The 20,020-nt window shown below is 74.3% G+C and carries 17 protein-coding genes and 1 pseudogene; all 18 read left to right on the top strand.

Features of this window, described 5'->3' with window-relative positions; all coding sequences use genetic code 11:
- Nucleotides 1-27 precede the first annotated feature (27 nt).
- Complete coding sequence (gene aroC, locus AAG742_RS06580; RefSeq protein ID WP_298711104.1) at nucleotides 28-1,263, top strand: chorismate synthase; 1,236 nt, start codon at nucleotides 28-30, stop codon at nucleotides 1,261-1,263.
- Between the two features lie 10 nt (nucleotides 1,264-1,273).
- A complete protein-coding gene (locus AAG742_RS06575) occupies nucleotides 1,274-1,912 on the top strand; it encodes a shikimate kinase (RefSeq protein WP_343281953.1) in 639 nt (212 codons plus the stop codon).
- Between the two features lie 17 nt (nucleotides 1,913-1,929).
- Complete coding sequence (aroB, locus tag AAG742_RS06570) at nucleotides 1,930-3,105, top strand: 3-dehydroquinate synthase (RefSeq protein WP_248115605.1); 1,176 nt, start codon at nucleotides 1,930-1,932, stop codon at nucleotides 3,103-3,105.
- Between the two features lie 123 nt (nucleotides 3,106-3,228).
- Nucleotides 3,229-3,792: an elongation factor P gene (gene efp, locus AAG742_RS06565; protein ID WP_298711101.1), complete on the top strand. Its 564-nt coding sequence runs from the start codon at nucleotides 3,229-3,231 to the stop codon at nucleotides 3,790-3,792.
- A pseudogene (nusB, locus tag AAG742_RS06560) lies at nucleotides 3,785-4,226 on the top strand (transcription antitermination factor NusB). Before efp ends, nusB begins: the two are co-directional and overlap by 8 nt.
- 171 nt (nucleotides 4,227-4,397) lie before the next feature.
- On the top strand, nucleotides 4,398-5,015 hold the full coding sequence (gene pyrR, locus AAG742_RS06555) for a bifunctional pyr operon transcriptional regulator/uracil phosphoribosyltransferase PyrR (RefSeq protein WP_298711097.1): 618 nt from the start codon (nucleotides 4,398-4,400) through the stop codon (nucleotides 5,013-5,015).
- Between the two features lie 3 nt (nucleotides 5,016-5,018).
- A complete protein-coding gene (locus AAG742_RS06550) occupies nucleotides 5,019-6,041 on the top strand; it encodes an aspartate carbamoyltransferase catalytic subunit (protein ID WP_248115601.1) in 1,023 nt (340 codons plus the stop codon).
- Nucleotides 6,038-7,420 (top strand): dihydroorotase, encoded by a 1,383-nt coding sequence (locus AAG742_RS06545; protein ID WP_298711094.1) that lies wholly within the window; start codon nucleotides 6,038-6,040, stop codon nucleotides 7,418-7,420. The genes AAG742_RS06550 and AAG742_RS06545 overlap by 4 nt, the downstream gene beginning before the upstream one ends.
- Nucleotides 7,417-8,061 (top strand): hypothetical protein, encoded by a 645-nt coding sequence (locus AAG742_RS06540; RefSeq protein WP_298711091.1) that lies wholly within the window; start codon nucleotides 7,417-7,419, stop codon nucleotides 8,059-8,061. Before AAG742_RS06545 ends, AAG742_RS06540 begins: the two co-directional genes overlap by 4 nt.
- Nucleotides 8,058-9,284 (top strand): glutamine-hydrolyzing carbamoyl-phosphate synthase small subunit, encoded by a 1,227-nt coding sequence (gene carA, locus AAG742_RS06535; protein WP_298711088.1) that lies wholly within the window; start codon nucleotides 8,058-8,060, stop codon nucleotides 9,282-9,284. Before AAG742_RS06540 ends, carA begins: the two co-directional genes overlap by 4 nt.
- A 3-nt stretch (nucleotides 9,285-9,287) precedes the next feature.
- On the top strand, nucleotides 9,288-12,590 hold the full coding sequence (gene carB / locus AAG742_RS06530; RefSeq protein WP_343281952.1) for a carbamoyl-phosphate synthase large subunit: 3,303 nt from the start codon (nucleotides 9,288-9,290) through the stop codon (nucleotides 12,588-12,590).
- Nucleotides 12,587-13,474, top strand: a complete 888-nt coding sequence (gene pyrF / locus AAG742_RS06525; RefSeq protein ID WP_298711082.1) for an orotidine-5'-phosphate decarboxylase — start codon at nucleotides 12,587-12,589, stop codon at nucleotides 13,472-13,474. Before carB ends, pyrF begins: the two co-directional genes overlap by 4 nt.
- A 136-nt stretch (nucleotides 13,475-13,610) precedes the next feature.
- Nucleotides 13,611-13,925: an integration host factor, actinobacterial type gene (mihF, locus tag AAG742_RS06520; protein WP_298711079.1), complete on the top strand. Its 315-nt coding sequence runs from the start codon at nucleotides 13,611-13,613 to the stop codon at nucleotides 13,923-13,925.
- 69 nt (nucleotides 13,926-13,994) lie between these two features.
- The gene (gene gmk / locus AAG742_RS06515; protein WP_298711076.1) at nucleotides 13,995-14,639 is read left to right on the top strand and encodes a guanylate kinase; all 645 of its coding nucleotides are present in this window, start codon (nucleotides 13,995-13,997) and stop codon (nucleotides 14,637-14,639) included.
- 62 nt (nucleotides 14,640-14,701) lie between these two features.
- Nucleotides 14,702-15,148: a DNA-directed RNA polymerase subunit omega gene (rpoZ, locus tag AAG742_RS06510; protein WP_298711072.1), complete on the top strand. Its 447-nt coding sequence runs from the start codon at nucleotides 14,702-14,704 to the stop codon at nucleotides 15,146-15,148.
- A gap of 7 nt (nucleotides 15,149-15,155) precedes the next feature.
- Nucleotides 15,156-16,448 carry a bifunctional phosphopantothenoylcysteine decarboxylase/phosphopantothenate synthase gene (locus tag AAG742_RS06505; protein WP_298711069.1) on the top strand — a complete coding sequence of 431 codons (1,293 nt, stop codon included), beginning with the start codon at nucleotides 15,156-15,158 and terminating at the stop codon, nucleotides 16,446-16,448.
- Nucleotides 16,449-16,548: 100 nt separating this feature from the next.
- Nucleotides 16,549-17,811, top strand: coding sequence for a methionine adenosyltransferase (gene metK, locus AAG742_RS06500; protein ID WP_298711066.1), 1,263 nt, complete (start codon nucleotides 16,549-16,551; stop codon nucleotides 17,809-17,811).
- Between the two features lie 98 nt (nucleotides 17,812-17,909).
- Nucleotides 17,910-20,006 (top strand): primosomal protein N', encoded by a 2,097-nt coding sequence (locus tag AAG742_RS06495; protein ID WP_298711063.1) that lies wholly within the window; start codon nucleotides 17,910-17,912, stop codon nucleotides 20,004-20,006.
- The last annotated feature ends 14 nt before the right edge of the window (nucleotides 20,007-20,020 follow it).

Genomic DNA, 20,020 nt, shown 5'->3' with positions numbered 1-20,020 from the left:
CCCCGCCTGCGTGAGAGGATCGTCGGCATGGTGCGCTGGTTGACAGCGGGAGAGTCTCACGGCCCCGCCCTGACAGGAATCCTCGAAGGTCTCCCCGCCGGGATCCCGGTGACGACGGAGGCGATCGCGGACGCGCTCGCGCGCCGTCGCCTCGGCTACGGCCGCGGCGCGCGGATGTCGTTCGAGCAGGACGCCGTCACCGTGCTCGGCGGCGTGCGGCACGGCCTGACGCTGGGCTCGCCCGTGGCGATCCAGGTGGCCAACACCGAGTGGCCCAAGTGGGAGAAGGTGATGGCGGCCGATCCCGTGCCGGCCGAGGAGCTCGCGGGGCTCGCGCGCAACGCGAAGCTGACCCGCCCGCGTCCCGGCCACGCCGACCTCACCGGCATGCAGAAGTACGGCTTCGACGACGCCCGCCCCCTGCTGGAGCGCGCCTCGGCCCGCGAGACCGCCGCGCGCGTCGCCCTCGGCACCGTGGCCCGCTCGTTCCTCGCCGAGCTCGGCGTGCGGATCGTCTCGCACACCGTCGCGTTCGGAGCGGCCACCCTGCCCGCGGACCACGCCTTCCCCGTGCCCGAGGACGAGGCCCGGCTCGACGCCGACCCCGTCCGCTGCCTCGACCCGGAGACCTCGGCCGCGATGGTGGCCGAGGTGGACGCGGCGCACAAGGAGGGGGAGACCCTCGGCGGCGTCGTGGAGGTCCTGGCCTATGGCGTGCCGATCGGCCTCGGCTCGCACGTGCACGGGGACCGCCGGCTCGACGCGCGTCTGGCCGGCGCCCTCATGGGCATCCAGGCCATCAAGGGCGTCCAGGTGGGCGACGGCTTCGCCACCGCCTCCCGCCGCGGCTCGGCGGCCCATGACGGGATCGCCCGCGGCGACGGCGGCCGACCGCGTCGCACGAGCGACCGCGCCGGCGGCATCGAGGCCGGCATGTCCACGGGCGAGGTGCTGCGCGTGAGCGCGGCGATGAAGCCCATCGCCACCGTCCCGCGCGCGCTGCCGACCGTGGACGTGGCCACCGGCGACGCGACCACGGCGCATCACCAGCGCTCGGACGTCGCGGCGGTGCCCGCCGCGGGCATCGTCGCCGAGGCCATGGTCGCGCTCGTGCTGGCCGATGCCGTGATGGAGAAGTTCGGCGGCGACTCGCTCGGGGAGACCCGGCGCAACCTGGAGGCCTTCACGGCCGCGATCCCCGCGCTGCCCGAGCCTGCGGGGGACGCCCCCGCCGACGGCCCCATGGGCGACCCCCTGCCGTGAGGCCCGCGCCGTGACGGCCGCCTGCCCGGCGACCCACCCCGTCCCGGGGCCCTGCACGGCTCGGCCGTGGGACGCGATGGCCGGCGCCCTCGAGGCGCGGCTCGCCGCGTCGGCCAGGGCGGGGGAGGACGCCGGCACGCGGCGCGGCCTCGTGCTCGTGGGGCCCATGGGCGCGGGGAAGACCACCGTCGGGCGCGCCCTGGCCGAGGCCACGGGGCTGGCGTTCGTGGACTCCGACGACCTCCTCGTGCAGGTCCACGGACCCATCCCCGCCTTCTTCGCCGAGCACGGCGAGCGGGCGTTCCGGGCCGAGGAGGCACGGGTGATCGAGCACGTCCTGAGCCGCGCCGTGCCGTGCGTCCTGGCCAGCGGCGGCGGCGCCGTGCTCTCGCCCGGGACGCGGTCGCTGCTCTCCCGCCCCGAGGTCGCGGTCGTGTACCTGCGCGTGACGGAGGCCGAGGCGCTGCGCCGGCTCGACAGCGGTGCCGGGCGCCCCGTGCTCGCGGGGGACCCGGCCGGCACGTGGAGCCGGATCCTCGCGGAGCGCGATCCCCTCTACCACGAGGTCGCCGACCTCGTGGTGGACACCACGTCAGATCCGGCCCGCGAGCTCGCCTGGCGTATCGTGGAGGGGATCTGCCCCCGCTGAAGGAATGAGACCCACCCATGACCGAGCGACATCCGGACCCGTCCGAGCTCGATCCCGCCGGTGAGCCGGGGGCCGACGCGCCCGGCGCCGACCGCCCCGAGGACGCCACCGTCATCCCGGTGGGCGGCGGCCACGAGAACGCCGCCCAGGGGGGCTACGACGTCGTCGTGGGCCGTGGCCTGCTCGCTCGCCTGCCCGACATCCTGGGCCCCGGCGTGCAGCGGGTGCTGGTGGTCCACCCCCGCGCCCTGCGGGCGACGGGCGACGTCGTGAAGACGGACCTCGAGGCCAGCGGCCTCACGGCCCTGACCGCGGAGATCCCGGACGCCGAGGAGGGCAAGCACCTCCAGGTGGCGGGCTTCTGCTGGCAGGTCCTGGGTCAGAACGACTTCACCCGCTCGGACGCGATCGTCTCCGTGGGCGGCGGCGCCGTCTCCGACCTGGCGGGCTTCGTGGCCGCGACGTGGCTGCGCGGCGTGCGCGTGGTGCACATGCCCACCACCCTGCTGGGCATGGTGGACGCCGCCGTGGGCGGCAAGACCGGCATCAACACCGCCGAGGGCAAGAACCTCGTGGGCGCGTTCCACTCGCCCGCCGGCGTGCTGGCGGACCTCGACACCCTCCTGACGCTGCCGGCCAACGAGCTCATCTCGGGCCTGGCCGAGGTGGTCAAGTGCGGGTTCATCGCGGACCCGGCGATCCTCGAGCTGATCGAGGAGGACCCGGCCCAGGCGCAGAACCCCCACTCGCCGCGCCTGCGGGAGCTGATCGAGCGCGCCATCCGGGTCAAGGCCGAGGTGGTCTCCCGGGACCTGCGCGAGTCCGGTCCGCGGGAGGCCCTCAACTACGGGCACACCATGGGCCACGCGATCGAGCACGCCGAGCGCTACCAGTGGCGCCACGGCGCAGCCGTGTCCGTCGGCCTCGTGTTCGCGGCCGAGCTGGCCCGCTCCCTGGGCCGGCTGGACGACGCCACCGCGGACCGCCACTGGGCCGTGCTGCAGTCCCTGGGCCTGCCGGTGTCCTACCGCGGCGACCGCTGGCAGACCCTCCTCGAGGGCATCCGCCGGGACAAGAAGAACCGCGGGGACCAGCTGCGCTTCGTTCTGCTCGACGGGCTGGCCAGCCCCGTGACGGTGGACGTCCCGGACGCCTCGCTGCTCTTCGCGGCGTACCAGGAGATCGCGGAGTGAGGCGGCCCGGTCCCTCCTGCAGGACGGGCCGGGGGCGTGCACTGCGTAGACTGGCACGCGCAATCAACGACTGAGAAGACCGGCGGGCCGCTGCGCGCCCGCCCCAGGCACCGGGAGACCTTCGTGGCAACGACCAATGACATCAAGAACGGCTCCGTCCTGAAGCTGGAGGGCCAGCTCTGGAACGTCATCGAGTTCCAGCACGTGAAGCCCGGCAAGGGCGGGGCGTTCGTGCGCACCAAGATGCGCAACATCACCAGCGGCAAGGTCGTGGACAAGACCTTCAACGCGGGCACCAAGGTGGAGTTCGCCATCGTGGACCGCTCGGACTACCAGTACCTGTACCAGGACGGCACGGACTACGTGTTCATGGACACGAAGACCTACGACCAGATCACCGTCCCGGCCGCCGTGGTGGGCGACGCCGCGAAGTACATGCTCGAGAACACCCAGGTGGTCATCGCCCTCAACGAGGGCACCCCGCTGTACCTCGAGATGCCGGCGTCCGTGGTCCTGGAGATCACCTACACCGAGCCGGGCCTGCAGGGCGACCGCTCCTCCGCGGGCACCAAGCCCGCCACCGTGGAGACCGGTGCCGAGATCCAGGTCCCGCTGTTCGTGGAGCAGGGCACCCGCGTCAAGGTGGACACCCGCAACGGCGACTACCTGGGCCGCGTCAATGACTGATGCCGCCTCCGCCCCCGGCGCCAAGCGGGGGACCACGGCGCGCAGCCGCTCCCGGCAGCGGGCGGTGGAGATCCTCTTCGAGGCCGAGCAGCGCGGGACCACCGTGCTCCAGGGCATCGAGACCCGGCGCTCCCAGACCGACCTGCAGGTGAACGCCTACACGCAGCTGCTCGTCGAGGGCGTCATCGCCGACCAGGAGCGCCTGGACGAGGCCCTGACCTCGTACTCCCGCGGCTGGAGCCTGGACCGCATGCCCGCCGTGGACCGCGCGATCCTGCGCGTGGGAGCTGCTGTTCCAGGACGACGTGCCGGACGCCGTCGCCGTGTCCGAGGCCGTGGCCCTGGCCGCGCAGCTCTCCACGGACGACTCCCCGGAGTTCGTCAACGGCCTCCTCGGCCGTCTCCAGCAGGTGAAGCCGACGCTGCTCGCCTGAGCGGGACGCGGATCACACCCGACGCGAGGCCCGCGCGGGCCGTCATCGGGCGTCCCGCGCGGGCCCCACTGGTAGAGTCGGACTCGCCCGCGGACGGTGCCCCCGACCGTCGGACACACCCCTTTCGCATCCTTTAACGACCGTCCTGTGAGGCGGGGAAGGAGGCGCCGGATGGGACGAGCTCCCACCGCACCTCGTGCTGCCCGGACCGTGCTGACCGCGGCCGAGATCGACCGGGCCCTGACCCGGATCGCCCATGAGATCCTCGAGTCCAACAAGGGCGCGGACTCCCTCGTGCTGATGGGGATCCCGCGCCGCGGCGTCCCGCTGGCGCACCGCCTGGGCGCGGTGCTGCACCGCATCGACCCGGGCTTCGACCCCGAGGCCTGCGTCGGCGATGTGGACGTCACCCTGTACCGGGACGACCTGCGCCGCAGCGCAGCCCGCACCCCGGCCCCCACGCGCCTGCCCGCCCACCCCCTCGACGACGCCGTCGTCGTGCTCGTGGACGACGTCCTCTTCTCCGGGCGCACCGTCCGCGCCGCGCTCGACGCGATCGCCGACCTGGGCCGCCCCGCCGCCGTCCGGCTCGCCGTCCTCGTGGACCGCGGGCACCGCGAGCTGCCGATCCGGGCGGACTTCGTGGGAAAGAACCTTCCGACCTCCACCGCCGAGCGCGTGCAGGTCCGCCTCACGGAGGTGGACGGCCCCGCGGGCACCGGGGAGGTCGTCGAAGACACCGTGAGCATCGCCGACGCCCCGTCCGCGCCCGCCGGCACGGAGGCCTGAGCCGTGCGCCACCTGCTCTCCACCGCCGACCTCAGCCGCGCAGACGCCCTCGCCGTGCTGGACACCGCCGAGGAGATGGCGGCCGTCAACGAGCGCGAGGTCAAGAAGCTGCCCGCCCTGCGCGGCCGCACCGTGGTGAACCTCTTCTTCGAGGACTCCACCCGGACGCGCATCTCCTTCGAGGCGGCCGCCAAGCGCCTCTCGGCGGACGTGATCAACTTCTCCGCGAAGGGCTCCTCCGTCTCCAAGGGCGAGTCCCTCAAGGACACCGTCCAGACGCTCGAGGCGATCGGCGCGGACGCGATCGTCATGCGCCACTGGTCCTCCGGCGCGGCCCGTCAGCTGGCCGACTCCGGCTGGGTCGGCTCGGCCGTGGTGAACGCCGGCGACGGCACCCACGAGCACCCCACGCAGGCGCTGCTGGACGCCTTCACGCTGCGCCGCCACCTGGCCGCCGAGACCGGCGCGGCGCCCACGGGCACTGACCTGGCCGGCATGCACGTGGTGATCGTGGGGGACATCCTGCACTCCCGCGTGGCCCGCTCCAACGTCTGGCTCCTGACCACGCTGGGGGCGGAGGTCACCCTCGCCGCGCCGCCCACCCTCCTGCCCGTCGGCGTGGACGCGTGGCCGTGCCGCGTCACCTACTCGCTGGACGAGGCCCTCGCCGCCGCCCCCGACGCCGTCATGATGCTGCGCGTGCAGGCTGAGCGCATGGGCGGCGCGTTCTTCCCCTCCGCGGGGGAGTACACCCGTTCGTGGGGCCTGACCGCGGACCGGTTCGCGCGGCTCTCCGCCCAGCGCGGCGGCCGCCTCGCGCAGCCGCTCGTGATGCACCCGGGGCCGATGAACCGGGGCCTCGAGATCTGCCCCGCGGCGGCCGACTCGCCCCGCAACACGGCCCTCGAGCAGGTGGCCAACGGCGTGTCCGTGCGCATGGCCGTCCTGCACCTGGTCCTCAACCACGACGATCCCGGCCGGCCCTCCGCCGCGCCCGCCCAGCCCCTCCAGGAGGTCCGCCCGTGAGCGCTCCCGTCACCCGCCCCGCCCCCGTGCTGCTGCGCGGCGCCGCCCTCGCCTCCGGGGAGAGCGCCGACGTCCTCGTGGCGGACGGCCTGGTCGCCGCCGTCGGCCCGGACGCGTCCGCCCACCCGGCCGCCGGCGCCGCCGAGGTGCTCGACTGCACCGGCCTGATCGTCCTGCCCGGGCTCGTGGACCTCCACACCCACCTGCGTCAGCCCGGCAAGGAGGACGCGGAGACCGTGGAGACCGGCACCCGCGCCGCCGCGATGGGCGGGTTCACCTCCGTGCACGCCATGGCCAACTCGACCCCCACCGCGGACACCGCGGGCGTCGTCGAGCAGGTCTGGCGCCTGGGCCGCGACGCCGGCTGGTGCGACGTGCACCCCGTGGGCGCCGTGACCGTGGGCCTGGCCGGCGAGGCCCTCGCCGACCTCGGCGCGATGGCCGACTCCCAGGCCCGCGTGCGGATGTTCTCCGACGACGGCATGTGCGTGCACGACGCCGTGCTCATGCGCCGCGCGCTCGAGTACGTGAAGTCCTTCGGCGGGTTCGTGGCCCAGCACGCCCAGGAGCCCAAGCTCACCGCCGGCGCCCAGATGAACGAGTCCGAGCTCTCCGGGATCCTCGGCCTGCCCGGCTGGCCCGCCGTGGCCGAGGAGGCGATCATCGCCCGCGACGTGCTGCTCGCCCAGCACGTGGACTCCCGCCTGCACGTCTGCCACGTCTCCACCGAGGGCTCCGTGCGCCTCATCCGCTGGGCCAAGGAGCAGGGCGTGCGTGTCACCGCGGAGGTCACCCCGCACCACCTCCTCCTCACCGAGGAGCTCGTGCGCTCGTACGACCCGGTGTTCAAGGTGAACCCGCCGCTGCGCCGCGAGGCCGACGTCATGGCGCTGCGCGAGGCCCTGGCCGACGGCACGATCGACACCGTCGGCACCGACCACGCCCCGCACACGCCCGAGACGAAGCAGTGCGAGTGGACGGTCGCCGCGATGGGCATGACGGGCCTGGAGACCGCCCTGCCCGTGGTCCAGCAGGCCATGGTGGAGACGGGGCTGCTCGACTGGGCCGGCGTGGCCCGCGTGCTCTCCGTGAACCCGGCCCGCATCGCGGGCCTCACCGACCAGGGCCAGGCGGGGGACGACGGCGCCCCGCGCGTCGGCGCGGTCGCGAACCTGGTGGTGTGGGACCCCTCGGTGCGCCGCACCGTGGACCCCGAGGCCCACCTGACGCGCTCGCGCAACAGCCCGTACCGCGGCATGGAGCTGCCGGGCGCCACCGTGCACACCCTCTACCGCGGGCACCGCGTGGTCGCCGACGGCGCCCCCGCCACGCCCTACCGCCATCCCGCGGCCGCCGAGACCGGCGAGGCGAGCCGGTGACCGGGCCGCGCTTCGACGCCCTCGCGCGCCTGGAGGGTGTGCTCGCCGCGCGTCCCGTGCCCCCGGCGGCCCCGGGGAAGGACTACAGCGGCGTGTGGCTGCCCATCGTCGTGGCGACGCTCCTGACGATCGCCGTGATCCTCGCGCTGCTGGCATGGGGGTGGCGCTCCCGGCGCCGCGCCCAGTCCGGCATCCCCGCTCCGGCCGCCGCCCCCGCCGCGCTGTACGAGCAGGAGCCGGCCCTCGCCGTCGAGGGGATGTACGTGGGCACGGTGCGGGAGGAGAGCCGCCTGGACCGCGTGGCCGTGCACGGCCTCGGCCTGCGCTCGAGGGCCCGCCTCGAGGTGCACGCCGCCGGCGCCCACCCCGGCCTGCTGGTCCTGCGCCCCGGGATGGACGCCCTGTTCGTGCCGGCCTCCGATCTCACCGCCGTCGGGCACTCCGCCGGGATCGCCGGCAAGTTCACCGAGCCGGGCGGGCTCGCCGCGTGGGGCTGGCGCCTCGGCGACGCCGCCCTCACCTCGGCCTTCCGCCCGCAGCGCCCCGAGGACCGCCACCGCGTCGTCGACGCGCTCCAGACCATCATCGACCGCGCCCGGACCGCCACCGCGGACCCCGCAGGACAGGAGAACCCCCGATGAGCACCCCGACCCCCGGCACCGCCGCCGGCACCGACGACCGCGCCCTCCTCGTCCTCGAGGACGGCTCCGTGCACCGGGGCCGGGCCTACGGCGCGCGCGGCACCACCCTCGGCGAGGCCGTCTTCACCACCGGCATGACCGGCTACCAGGAGACCCTGACCGACCCCTCCTACGCCCGCCAGATCGTGGTCCAGACCGCTCCGCACATCGGCAACACCGGCGTCAACGACGAGGACCGCGAGTCCCGCGCCATGTGGGTGGCCGGCTACGTGGTGCGCGACGCCGCCCGCCGCCCCTCCAACTGGCGTGCCGAGCGCTCCCTCGACGAGGAGCTCACGGCGCAGGGGATCGTCGGCATCCAGGGCGTGGACACCCGGGCGATCACGCGCCTGCTGCGCAGTTCGGGCGCCATGCGCGCCGGCATCTTCTCCGGTGCGGACGCGCAGCGCCCCGAGGCGGAGCTGCTCGCCGAGGTCCGCGCTGCCCCGGCCATGGAGGGCGCGCGCCTCGCCGAGACGGTCACGGCGGAGTCCGGCTACGTCGTCGAGCCCGCCGACCACGGCTGGGAGGGGGAGCCGATCGCCACGGTCGCCGCCCTCGACCTCGGCATCAAGGCCGCCACCCCTCGCCACCTGGCCGCTCGCGGCATCCGCGTGCACGTGCTGCCCGCCACCGCCGGCTTCGCCGAGATCCAGGCGGTCGAGCCGGACGGCGTGTTCCTCTCCAACGGTCCCGGCGACCCCGCCACCGCCGACGCGCAGGTGGAGACCCTGCGCCGGGTGCTGGACGCGGAGCTGCCCTACTTCGGCATCTGCTTCGGCAACCAGATCTTCGGCCGCGCCCTGGGCTTCGGCACCTACAAGCTGCCGTTCGGCCACCGCGGCCCCAACCAGCCCGTCATGGACAAGGCCACCGGCCGCGTGGAGATCACCTCGCAGAACCACGGCTTCGCCGTCGACGCGCCCATCGGCGAGGTCGTTCAGGCCCCCGAGGCCCGCTACGGCCGCGTCGAGGTCTCCCACTGGTCCCTCAACGACGACGTCGTGGAGGGGCTGCGCCTGGTCGACCGGCCCGCGTTCTCCGTGCAGTTCCACCCCGAGGCCGCCGCGGGTCCGCACGACTCGCTGGGCCTGTTCGACCGCTTCGCCGCCATGCTCGCCGAGCGCCGCTCCGCCGGCGCGCCGGCCGCGGCCACCCCGTCCGCCACCCCCGAAGGAGCCTGATCCATGCCCAAGCGCACCGACCTGAAGTCCGTCCTGGTCATCGGCTCCGGCCCCATCGTGATCGGCCAGGCCGCGGAGTTCGACTACTCCGGCACGCAGGCCATCCGCGTGCTCAAGGAGGAGGGGATCCGCGTGGTCCTCGTCAACTCCAACCCGGCCACGATCATGACCGACCCCGAGCTGGCCGACGCCACCTACGTCGAGCCCATCACGCCCGAGGTGGTCGCCAAGATCATCGAGAAGGAGCGTCCGGACGCCGTCCTGCCCACCCTGGGCGGGCAGACCGCGCTGAACACCGCGATCGCCCTCGACAGGGACGGCGTGCTGGAGCGGTACGGCGTGGAGCTCATCGGCGCCAACATCGCCGCGATCGAGCTCGGCGAGAACCGCGAGAAGTTCAAGGGCGTCGTGGAGCGCTCCGGCGGCGAGTCCGCGCGCTCGCACATCGTGCACACGATGGAGGAGGCCCTCGCCGCCGTCGAGGACCTGAAGTACCCCGTGGTGGTGCGCCCGTCCTTCACGATGGGCGGGCTCGGCTCCGGCATGGCCTACGACGAGGCCGACCTGCACCGCATCTGCGGGCAGGGCCTGCAGTACAGCCCGACCTCCGAGGTGCTCCTCGAGGAGTCGATCCTCGGCTGGAAGGAGTACGAGCTCGAGATGATGCGCGACCGCAACGACAACGTCGTGGTGGTCTGCTCGATCGAGAACGTCGACCCCGTGGGCGTGCACACCGGCGACTCGATCACCGTGGCCCCGGCCATGACGCTCACGGACCGCGAGTACCAGAAGCTGCGCGACATCTCCATCAACGTCATCCGCGAGGTCGGCGTGGACACGGGCGGCTGCAACATCCAGTTCGCCGTGAACCCGGAGGACGGCCGCGTCGTCGTCATCGAGATGAACCCCCGCGTGTCCCGCTCCTCGGCGCTGGCCTCGAAGGCCACCGGCTTCGCGATCGCCAAGATCGCCACGAAGCTGGCCCTGGGCTACACGATGGACGAGATCCCCAACGACATCACCCGCAAGACGCCCGCCTCCTTCGAGCCGGTGCTCGACTACGTGGTGGTGAAGGTCCCGCGCTTCGCGTTCGAGAAGTTCCCCGCCGCGGACCCCACGCTCACCACCACCATGAAGTCCGTGGGCGAGGCCATGGCCATCGGCCGCAACTTCACGGAGGCGCTCCAGAAGGCGCTGCGCTCCCTCGAGCAGAAGGGCTCCGAGCTCGCCTTCGACCGGGACGCGGATCCGAAGGCCCTCCTCGAGCGGGCCCGCACCGCCACCACGCAGCGCCTCGCCCAGACCCAGCAGGCCCTGTACGCCGGCGCCACGCTCGAGGAGGCCTTCGAGGCCACCGCGATCGACCCGTGGTTCCTGGACCAGTTCATGCTGGTCAACGAGGTCGCCGACGAGGTCCGCACCGCGGAGCAGCTCACGGAGGACCTGCTGCGCCGCGCGAAGCGGCACGGCTTCTCGGACGAGCAGATCGGCCGCCTGCGCCACATGGACCCCGACGTGGTCCGCGGCGTCCGCCACGCCCTCGGCGTCCGGCCCGTGTTCAAGACCGTGGACACGTGCGCCGCCGAGTTCGAGGCGTTCACGCCCTACCGCTACTCGTCCTACGACCTCGAGACCGAGGTGACCCCGCACGAGGGGAAGTCCGTGGTCATCCTCGGCTCGGGCCCCAACCGCATCGGCCAGGGCATCGAGTTCGACTACTCGTGCGTGCACGCCACCATGGCGCTGCGTGGGGCCGGGTACGAGACCGTCATGGTCAACTGCAACCCCGAGACCGTCTCCACGGACTACGACATCTCGGACCGCCTGTACTTCGAGCCGCTCACCCTCGAGGACGTCCTCGAGGTCATCGCGGCGGAGGAGGCCTCCGGCGGCGTGCTGGGCGTCTTCGTCCAGCTCGGCGGCCAGACCCCGCTCAAGCTCGCCCAGCAGCTCGCCGACGCCGGCGTGCCGGTCCTCGGCACCTCCCCGGCGGCGATCGACCTCGCCGAGCACCGCGGGGAGTTCGCCCGCGTGCTCGACGCGGCCGGGCTGATCTCCCCGAAGAACGGCACCGCGGTGTCCTTCGAGGACGCCAAGCGCGTGGCGGACGAGATCGGCTACCCCGTGCTGGTCCGCCCGTCCTACGTGCTCGGCGGCCGCGGCATGGAGATCGTCTACACGGAGGAGGCGCTGGCGCACTACGTGACGCACGCGACCGAGATCACCCCGGACAAGCCGATGCTCGTGGACCGCTTCCTCGAGGACGCGATCGAGATCGACGTCGACGCGCTGTTCGACGGCACGGAGCTCTACCTCGGCGGCGTCATGGAGCACATCGAGGAGGCCGGCATCCACTCCGGCGACTCGGCGTGCGTGCTCCCGCCCGTGACCCTCGGCCCGGACGTGGTGGAGCGCGTGCACCGCGCCACCCGGCTGATCGCCGAGGGCGTGGGCGTGCGCGGCCTCATCAACATCCAGTTCGCGCTGGCCTCGGACATCCTCTACGTCATCGAGGCGAACCCCCGCGCGTCCCGCACGGTGCCGTTCGTGTCCAAGGCCACGGGCGTGCAGCTGGCCAAGGCCGCCGCGCTCATCGGCGTGGGCCGCTCGATCGCGGACCTCCAGGACGCGGGCGTCCTGCCCACGGCCTACGACGGCGGCTCGCTCCCCCTGGGCGCGTCCGTCGCGGTCAAGGAGGCCGTCCTGCCCTTCACCCGCTTCCGGACCAGGGAGGGGCGCGTCGTCGACTCGCTGCTCGGCCCGGAGATGCGCTCGACCGGCGAGGTCATGGGCATCGACAAGTACTTCGACACGGCCTTCGCCAAGTCCCAGGCCGCCGCGGGCGGCCCGCTGCCCACCCAGGGCCGCGTGTTCGTCTCGGTGGCCAACCGGGACAAGCGGGCCGTCGTCGGGCAGGCCAAGCGCCTCGTGGACCTGGGCTTCCAGGTCGTGTCCACGGGCGGCACCGCCGAGGTGCTGCGCCGCAACGGGATCCCCGCGGAGACCGTGGCGAAGATCGCGGAGGCCGGACGCGAGGACGGCGTGGGCACGGTGCTCGAGCAGCTGCACGCCGGCACCGTGGACCTGGTGCTCAACACGCCTTCGGGCGGCGACGCCCGCACGGACGGCTACGAGATCCGCGCGGCCGCGACCTCGCTGGGCGTGCCGGTGATCACGACCGTCGCCGAGTTCGCGGCGTGCCTGCAGGCCATCGAGGCGATGCGCACCTACGAGTGGAGCGTGACCTCCCTCCAGGAGCACGACGAGCGCCTCCATCAGGCCGTGCGCGCCGGGGCGTCCGCGTGAGCGAGGAGTGCGCCGCACGGGCCTCGCGCACGCCGTTCGGGCGGCGCCTCGCCGACGCCATGGCGGCGGCCGGGCCGCTGTGCCTGGGCGTGGACCCGCATCCCGTCCTGCTGCGTGCGTGGGGGCTGCCGGACACGGCCGCGGGCCTGGAGTCCTTCTCCCTCACCGCCCTCGAGGCCGCCGCGGGCGGCGAGTGCCCGCGCGTCGCGGCCCTGAAGCCCCAGGTGGCCCTGTACGAGCGCCACGGATCGGCCGGCTTCGCGGCCCTCGAGCGGCTCCTCTCCGAGGCCCGGGCCGCGGGCGTGCTCACCATCGCGGACGCCAAGCGGGGGGACATCGGCTCCACGATGGCGGGCTACGCCGCCGCGTGGCTCGAGGACGCCTCCCCGCTGGCCGCCGACGCGGTGACCCTGAGCCCGTATCTGGGCTTCGGGACGCTGACCGCCGCCGCGGAGACCGCGCACGCCGCCGGACGCGGCGTGTTCGTGCTCGCGCTCACCTCGAACCCCGAGGGTCGCGACGTGCAGCATGTGGGCGCGGGGGAGGAGGGCGGCGCCGTCGCGCGACGGATCACGGAGGCCGCCGCCGAGCTCAACGCCCGGCTGGCCGCACCCGGCGAGTGGGGGCCCGTGGGGCTCGTCGTCGGGGCGACCGTCGCCGAGGAGGCCGCGCGACTGAACATGCGGCTCGAGGACGTGGGCGGCCCGTTGCTGGCGCCCGGCTTCGGCGCCCAGGGCGCCACGGCCGCGGGCATGCGCGCGGGCTTCGGCCCGGCGTGGCCGCAGGTGCTGGCGACGTCCTCCCGCGGCATCCTCGCGGCGGGGCCGACCCTGGCGGGCCTGATCGCCTCCCTCGAGCAGAGTCGCGCTGACCTGGGTGGATGAGATGACTCCTGCACGCCAAGTGACCGACGCCACACGAAGTGGTATCTTCCCCTCTCAGATCGGTGATTCTCCGATCCGTTGAACCTCGAACGGTTCGGTGACGCCGCGCATCGCGCGACAGAGAAGGGGGCGGCCCATGGCACTGCGGGAACTCAGCACGGCCGAGCGGGCCGAGGCGCGCTCGAAGGCACTCGAGGCGCGGCAGGCGCGTGCCGCGCTGAAGGCCTCGTTCGCGGAGGGCGAGGTCACCCTCCATGATGTCTTCGAGCGCGCGGACGCCGATCCGGCGATCGCCCGGCTGCGCACCGTGGACCTGCTCCAGGCGCTCCCCGGCGTGGGGGAGGTCCGCGCCCAGACCGTCATGGAGGCGTGCGAGATCTCCGCGCCGCGGCGCCTCAGGGGACTGGGCCGGCGCCAGCGCGAGGCGCTGATCGCCTATATTGGCCGGTGACCCCCACCCCCGTCGCGGACCGGTGAGCGCCGTATCGCGGTGAGCCCGGCCGCCGTCCCAGGAGCGCGAGTGACCGAGCTGAACGACCAGGGCCCGGTGCCCGCCATCCCCGCCGCGCGGACCGCCGTCGTCGCCCCCGGCCCCGGCGTGACCGTGCTGGCCGGGCCCACCGCCGTGGGCAAGGGCACCGTCTCCGCCTACGTCCGGGACCACTTCCCGCAGGCCTGGCTCTCGGTCTCCGCCACCACCCGCCCGGCCCGGCCGGGCGAGCAGGAGGGGGTGCACTACTTCTTCACCTCGCCCGAGGAGTTCGACGAGCTGGTGGAGCGGGACCAGATGCTCGAGTGGGCCGTGGTGCACGGGCTCAACCGCTACGGCACGCGGCGGGACCGCGTCGAGGAGGCCGTGGCGGCCGGACGCCACGTGCTCCTCGAGATCGACCTCCAAGGTGCCCGCCAGGTGCGGCGGTCGATGCCGGACGCCACCTTCGTGTTCCTCGCCCCGCCGAGCTGGGACGAGCTGGTGTCCCGGCTCGTCGGGCGCGGCACCGAGGGGACCGAGGAACAGCGGCGCCGTCTGGATACGGCTAGACTGGAGCTCGCCGCGGAACCCGAGTTCGACGCCGTCGTCGTGAACGACACCGTCGAGCGGGCCGCCGATGAACTGGTGAGACTCATGGGGCTGGACCCCGAGCGCCGTTCGCCCCAGGCCTAGAACCTGGCCGCCGCCCGGCGGGAACCGGGCCAGTCAAGACCGCGACAGACTCTGGAGAACTCGTGACCGAACAGTACGACGGCATCGTCAACCCGCCCATCGACTCCCTCCTGGAGCGGGTGGACTCGAAGTACGCCCTGGTGCTCTTCGCCGCCAAGCGCGCTCGCCAGATCAACGCCTACTACTCGCAGCTCCACGAGGGCCTCTTCGAGTACGTGGGTCCCCTTGTGGACACCTCCCTGAACGAGAAGTCCCTCTCCATCTCGCTGCGCGAGATCGAGTCGGACCTGCTGGTCTCCCGCGAGGAGCAGGAGCCCACCCCCGCGGCCGACCTCGCCGCCGAGGACTTCGGAGACTTCTCCCTCCCGGGCGACGACGACCCCTTCTCGCTCCTCGAGCACTCGGACGCCGGCCAGCCCGTGGGCGACCCCGCCGAGATCGCCGAGGAGGGCGAGCAGGCGGAGCCCGAGGCCGGCGCGCCGGCCGACGAGGACGCGCAGGAGTCCTGATCCCGCCATGGAGATCGTGCTGGGGGTCGGCGGCGGCATCGCCGCGTACAAGTCCGCCCTCCTGCTGCGTCTCATGACGGAGGCGGGCCACGGCGTCACCGTGGTCCCCACGCCGAGCGCACTGAAGTTCGTGGGCGCCCCCACGTGGGAGGCCCTCTCGGGGCGACCCGTGCGGACGGACACGTTCGAGGCCGTGGACGTGGTCAACCACGTCCGGGTGGGCCGTTCGGCCGACCTGGTGGTGGTGGCCCCGGCCACGGCCGACCTGCTCGCGCGCACCGCGGCCGGGCTCGCGCCTGACCTGCTGGGGAATGTGCTGCTCACGGCCACCTGCCCCGTGGTGCTGGCCCCGGCCATGCACACGGAGATGTGGCACCACCCCGCCACGCGGGCCAACACGGCCCTGCTGCGCGAGCGCGGCGTGACCGTGGTGGAGCCGGCGTCCGGCCGGCTCACCGGCCGGGACTCCGGCCCCGGCCGCCTGCCCGAGCCCGAGGACATCTGGGCCGCCGCCCAGGCCGCGGCCATCGCCGCGCCCGCCAGGGACCGTGAGGCGGCCGTGACCGCCCCGTCGGCGTCCACGTCCGCCGCGTCGGGCGAGTCAGCCCCGCACGGCCCCCTGGCCGGGCGCACCGTCGTGATCACGGCCGGCGGCACCCGCGAGCCGCTCGATCCCGTGCGTTATCTCGGGAACCGCTCCTCCGGCAAGCAGGGCGTGGCCCTCGCCGAGGCCGCCCTGGCCGCGGGGGCGCGCGTGCGCTTCATCGGCGCCGCCATGTCCGTCGCGCCGCCTGCGGGCGCCGACGTCACCCGGGTCGAGTCCACGCAGGAGCTGCTCGACGCCGTCCTGTCCCAGGCCGCGGACACCGACGTGCTCATCATGGCCGCCGCCGTCGCGGACTTCCGTCCGGCGCAGGTGGCCGAGGCCAAGATCAAGAAGACGGACGACGGCGGCGCTCCGACCATCGTCCTGGAGCGCACCCCGGACGTGCTCGCCACGGCCGTCCGCACGCGCGCCGCAGGGGAGTCCATGGCCCCCGTGATCGTGGGCTTCGCCGCGGAGACCGGGGACGCCACGTCGTCCGTGCTCGACTACGGCCGCGCGAAGCTGGCCCGCAAGGGCTGCGAGATGCTCGTGGTCAACGAGGTCGGGACGGACAAGGTGTTCGGCCAGGACCTCACGGAGGTCACGGTGCTCTTCGCGGACGGGCGCGCGCCGCTGCACCGCGCGGGGACCAAGGCGGAGGCGGCCGGAGTCGTCATCGAGGCCGTGGCAGCCGAGGTGGCCGCGGGCCCCTGACCCGCTCCCTCGACGTCGGCCGTGACGCGGCGGCGGCCGCGACCCGCGCGGCTGTGGACGACGCCGTGCCCCGCCCGCCCGCTGTTCTAGAGTGGGACGCATGACCGACGCCGCCCAGCAGAGCCCCTCACGACCCACCGAGCCGTACCGCGGGGTGAGCGGCGGTGACCTCCGCCTCTTCACCTCCGAGTCCGTCACGGCCGGGCACCCGGACAAGATCTGCGACCAGATCTCGGACGCCATCCTGGACGCCATCCTCGCCGCGGACCCGTCCGCGAAGGTGGCCGTCGAGACGCTCACCACCACGGGGCTCGTCCAGGTGGCCGGCGAGGTCAACACGTCCGCGTACGTGGAGATCCCGAAGCTCGTGCGCGAGACCATCCTGGACATCGGCTACGACTCCTCGGCCAACGGCTTCGACGGCGCCCAGTGCGGCGTCAGCATCTCCATCGGCCAGCAGTCCTCGGACATCTTCGCCGGGGTCTCCCGCTCGCTCGAGGCGCGTGAGTACGGCTCCGCGGACGTCGACGACGAGCAGGGCGCGGGAGACCAGGGCATCATGTTCGGCTACGCCACGGACGAGACCCCCACGCTCATGCCGATGCCCATCCACCTGGCGCACCGCCTCTCCGAGCGGCTGACGAAGGTGCGCCAGCAGGAGCATTCGCCCATGCCGTACCTGCTGCCCGACGGGAAGACGCAGGTCACCGTGGGGTACGACGCGGAGCACGTGCCCCGCACGGTCGAGACCGTGGTGGTCTCCACCCAGCACCACGACGTCGTCTCCCAGGAGCAGCTGCGCCGCGACGTCGAGGAGCACGTGATCCGTCCGATCATCGACCTCTCCGGCCTCGACGCCTCGGACACGCGCGTCATCGTGAACCCCGGCGGCAAGTTCGTCATCGGCGGGCCCGTGGGCGACGCCGGCCTGACGGGCCGCAAGATCATCGTCGACACCTACGGCGGCATGGCCCGCCACGGCGGCGGGGCCTTCTCGGGCAAGGACCCGTCGAAGGTGGACCGCTCCGCGGCCTACGCGCTGCGCTGGGTGGCCAAGAACGTGGTGGCCGCAGGGCTCGCGAAGCGCGCCGAGTTCCAGGTGGCCTATGCCATCGGCTCCGCCCGTCCCGTGGGGCTCTACGTGGAGACCTTCGGCACGGGCGCCGTCTCCCACCAGACGATCATCGACGCTGTGAACGCGGTCTTCGACCTGCGACCCTCGGCCATCGTGAAGCAGCTCAACCTGCTGCGCCCCATCTACCGTCGCACGGCGGCGCACGGCCACTTCGGCCGCGAAGAGGCGGACTTCACGTGGGAGCGCACGGACCGGGTGGAAGAGCTGCGCCGCGCCGCCGGCGTCTGAGCGGGGTGTGAGCCATCACGGACGCGCTGTTCGCCCTTCCCGCCTCTGAGGCGCGGCCCCGCCTGCCCGAGAGCGCGGAGGGCTGGCCGGAGGACCCGGTGGCCCGCGTCCTGCTGGACACGCCCGTCCCGCACCTGGACCGAGAGTTCGACTACCTCGTCCCGGCCGAGCTCGACGCGCGGGCCGTGCCCGGCTCCCGGGTCGGCGTGCGCTTCGGCGGCCGGGAGATGACCGGCTGGCTCGTCTCCCGGGAGGCCGAGCCGGTCACGGGGGCCCAACTGACGGCGCTCACCTCCGTGCTCACGGCGGTCCCGCCGTTGACAGAGGAGGTCCTCGCGGTGGCGCGGGCCGTGGCCGCCCGGCAGGCGGGCATCGTCACGGACGTGCTGCGCGCGGCGGTGCCCCCGCGGGTCGTGCAGGTCGAGAAGGAGATCCTCGCGGCACGCACGGCGGAGCCGACGGCGGACCACCCGGTCGCCCGGGTCGAGACCCCTGACGACGACGCCCCGGGCGGTGACGGCGCCCCGGCGGCGGCCGAGCCCACCGTCTGGGAGTCGCTCCAGGGCGGCGCCGCCTTCGTCGCCGCCGCGTGCGCGGGGGACGGGGTCCGGGCCGCCGCCGCCGTCCCGAGCCGCGTGGGGGAGTGGGACGAGGCCGAGGCCCTCGCCGCGCTGGCCCGCACCGTGGCGGCCTCCGGCGGGAGCGTCCTGCTGCTGGTGCCCGACCACCGCGACCTCGACCGGCTGTGTGCCGCCCTCGACCGCGCCGTGGGCGGGGAGGCCTACGCCCGCATCGGCTCCGAGGACGGGAACACCCCGCGGTACCGTGCGCACCTGCACTCCCTCGAGGGCACCGTGCGGATCGTCGCGGGCACACGCGCCGCCGCCTGGGCGCCGCTGAAGGATCTCCGACTGGTGGTGATGTGGGACGACGGCGACGACGCCTACGCCGAGCCGCGCAGCCCCTACTTCCACGTGCGCGAGGTCGTGCTCGAGCGCGCCCGGGCCTCAGGCTGCGCGCTCCTCTTCGCCGGCCCCTCTCGCTCTGTGCCGGTCCAGCGCCTCGTGGAGGCCGGCTGGCTGCTGCACCTCGGTCCCGGCCGCGAGCTCCAGCGGGCGATCGGCCCGCGCGTGGTCGCCACCGCGGACGCGTGGGAGAGCGCGCGCGACCCGTTCGCCCGGCGCGCCCGCCTTCCGCACGCCGCGTGGGCCGCCGCGCGCGAGGCCCTGACCGGTGCCCGTCCCGGGCCGGTGCTCGTCCAGGTGGCCCGCGCCGGGTTCATCCCCGCGCTCGTCTGCGAGCGGTGCCGCACCCCCGCCCGGTGCCGGGAGTGCTCCGGCCCGCTCGCGTTCCGCGACCGGCACGCCGCCGAACGCGGTGAGCTCGCGTGCCGCTGGTGCGGCACCCGCGAGCGGGCGTTCCGCTGCACCGAGTGCGGGGGCACGCACGTCCGCGCCGGCGCGCGCGGTGTGGACCGGACCGCCGACGAGCTCGGCCGCTCCTTCCCCGGAGTCCCCGTCCACGCCTCCTCCGGCCAGCACCGCCTCGGCTCCGTGGCGGACGCGCCGGCCGTCGTCGTGGCCACCGTGGGTGCCGAGCCCACCGCTCCCGGCGGCTACGCGGCGGCGCTGCTCCTCGATGGCGACGCCCAGCTCCAGCGCGAGGGGCTCGACGTGCCCTCTCGGGTGCTCGCCCGCTGGCTGGCGGCGGCGTGCCTGGTCCGCCCGGCGTCCGAAGGGGGCACCGTGGTGGTGACCGCCGAGCACGACGGGGTCGTCGGCGCCCTCGTGCGGCGCGATCCCGCGGGCTTCGCGAGCCACCAGGTCGCGGAGCGTCGGGAGCTGCGCCTGCCGCCCGCCGGGCGGCTCGCCGAGGTGACGGGGGACGCCGCCGCCGTGAAGGAGTACCTGGGCCTGGTCGAGGCCGCTCGACGCGAGAGGCGGCGGGTGGGGCCCGACGCCGAGCCCTCCCTCGACCTCGAGCCGGGCGCCCGTCCCGGCGACGCGGCCCCGCTGCCGTGGATCGGCCCTGTGCCGGACCCTGTGGACGAGACCCAGCACCGCGCGCTGCTCCTCTTCCCCTACGCCGCCGCGGACGAGACGGTCGCGGTGCTGCGCACGGCCCGCTCCGCGGCGAGCGCGCGCCGCGAGCAGAAGGCCGTGCGCGTGCGGCTGGACCCGCCGGGGGTGCTCTAGCCGGGCGGCCCCGC

Source organism: Micrococcus sp. 2A, assembly GCF_039519235.1.
In the GTDB taxonomy this organism is placed as follows: Bacteria; Actinomycetota; Actinomycetes; order Actinomycetales; family Micrococcaceae; genus Micrococcus.
The sequence above is the reverse complement of the archived record's forward strand: the minus strand, read 5'-3'. Positions and strand labels throughout refer to the sequence as shown.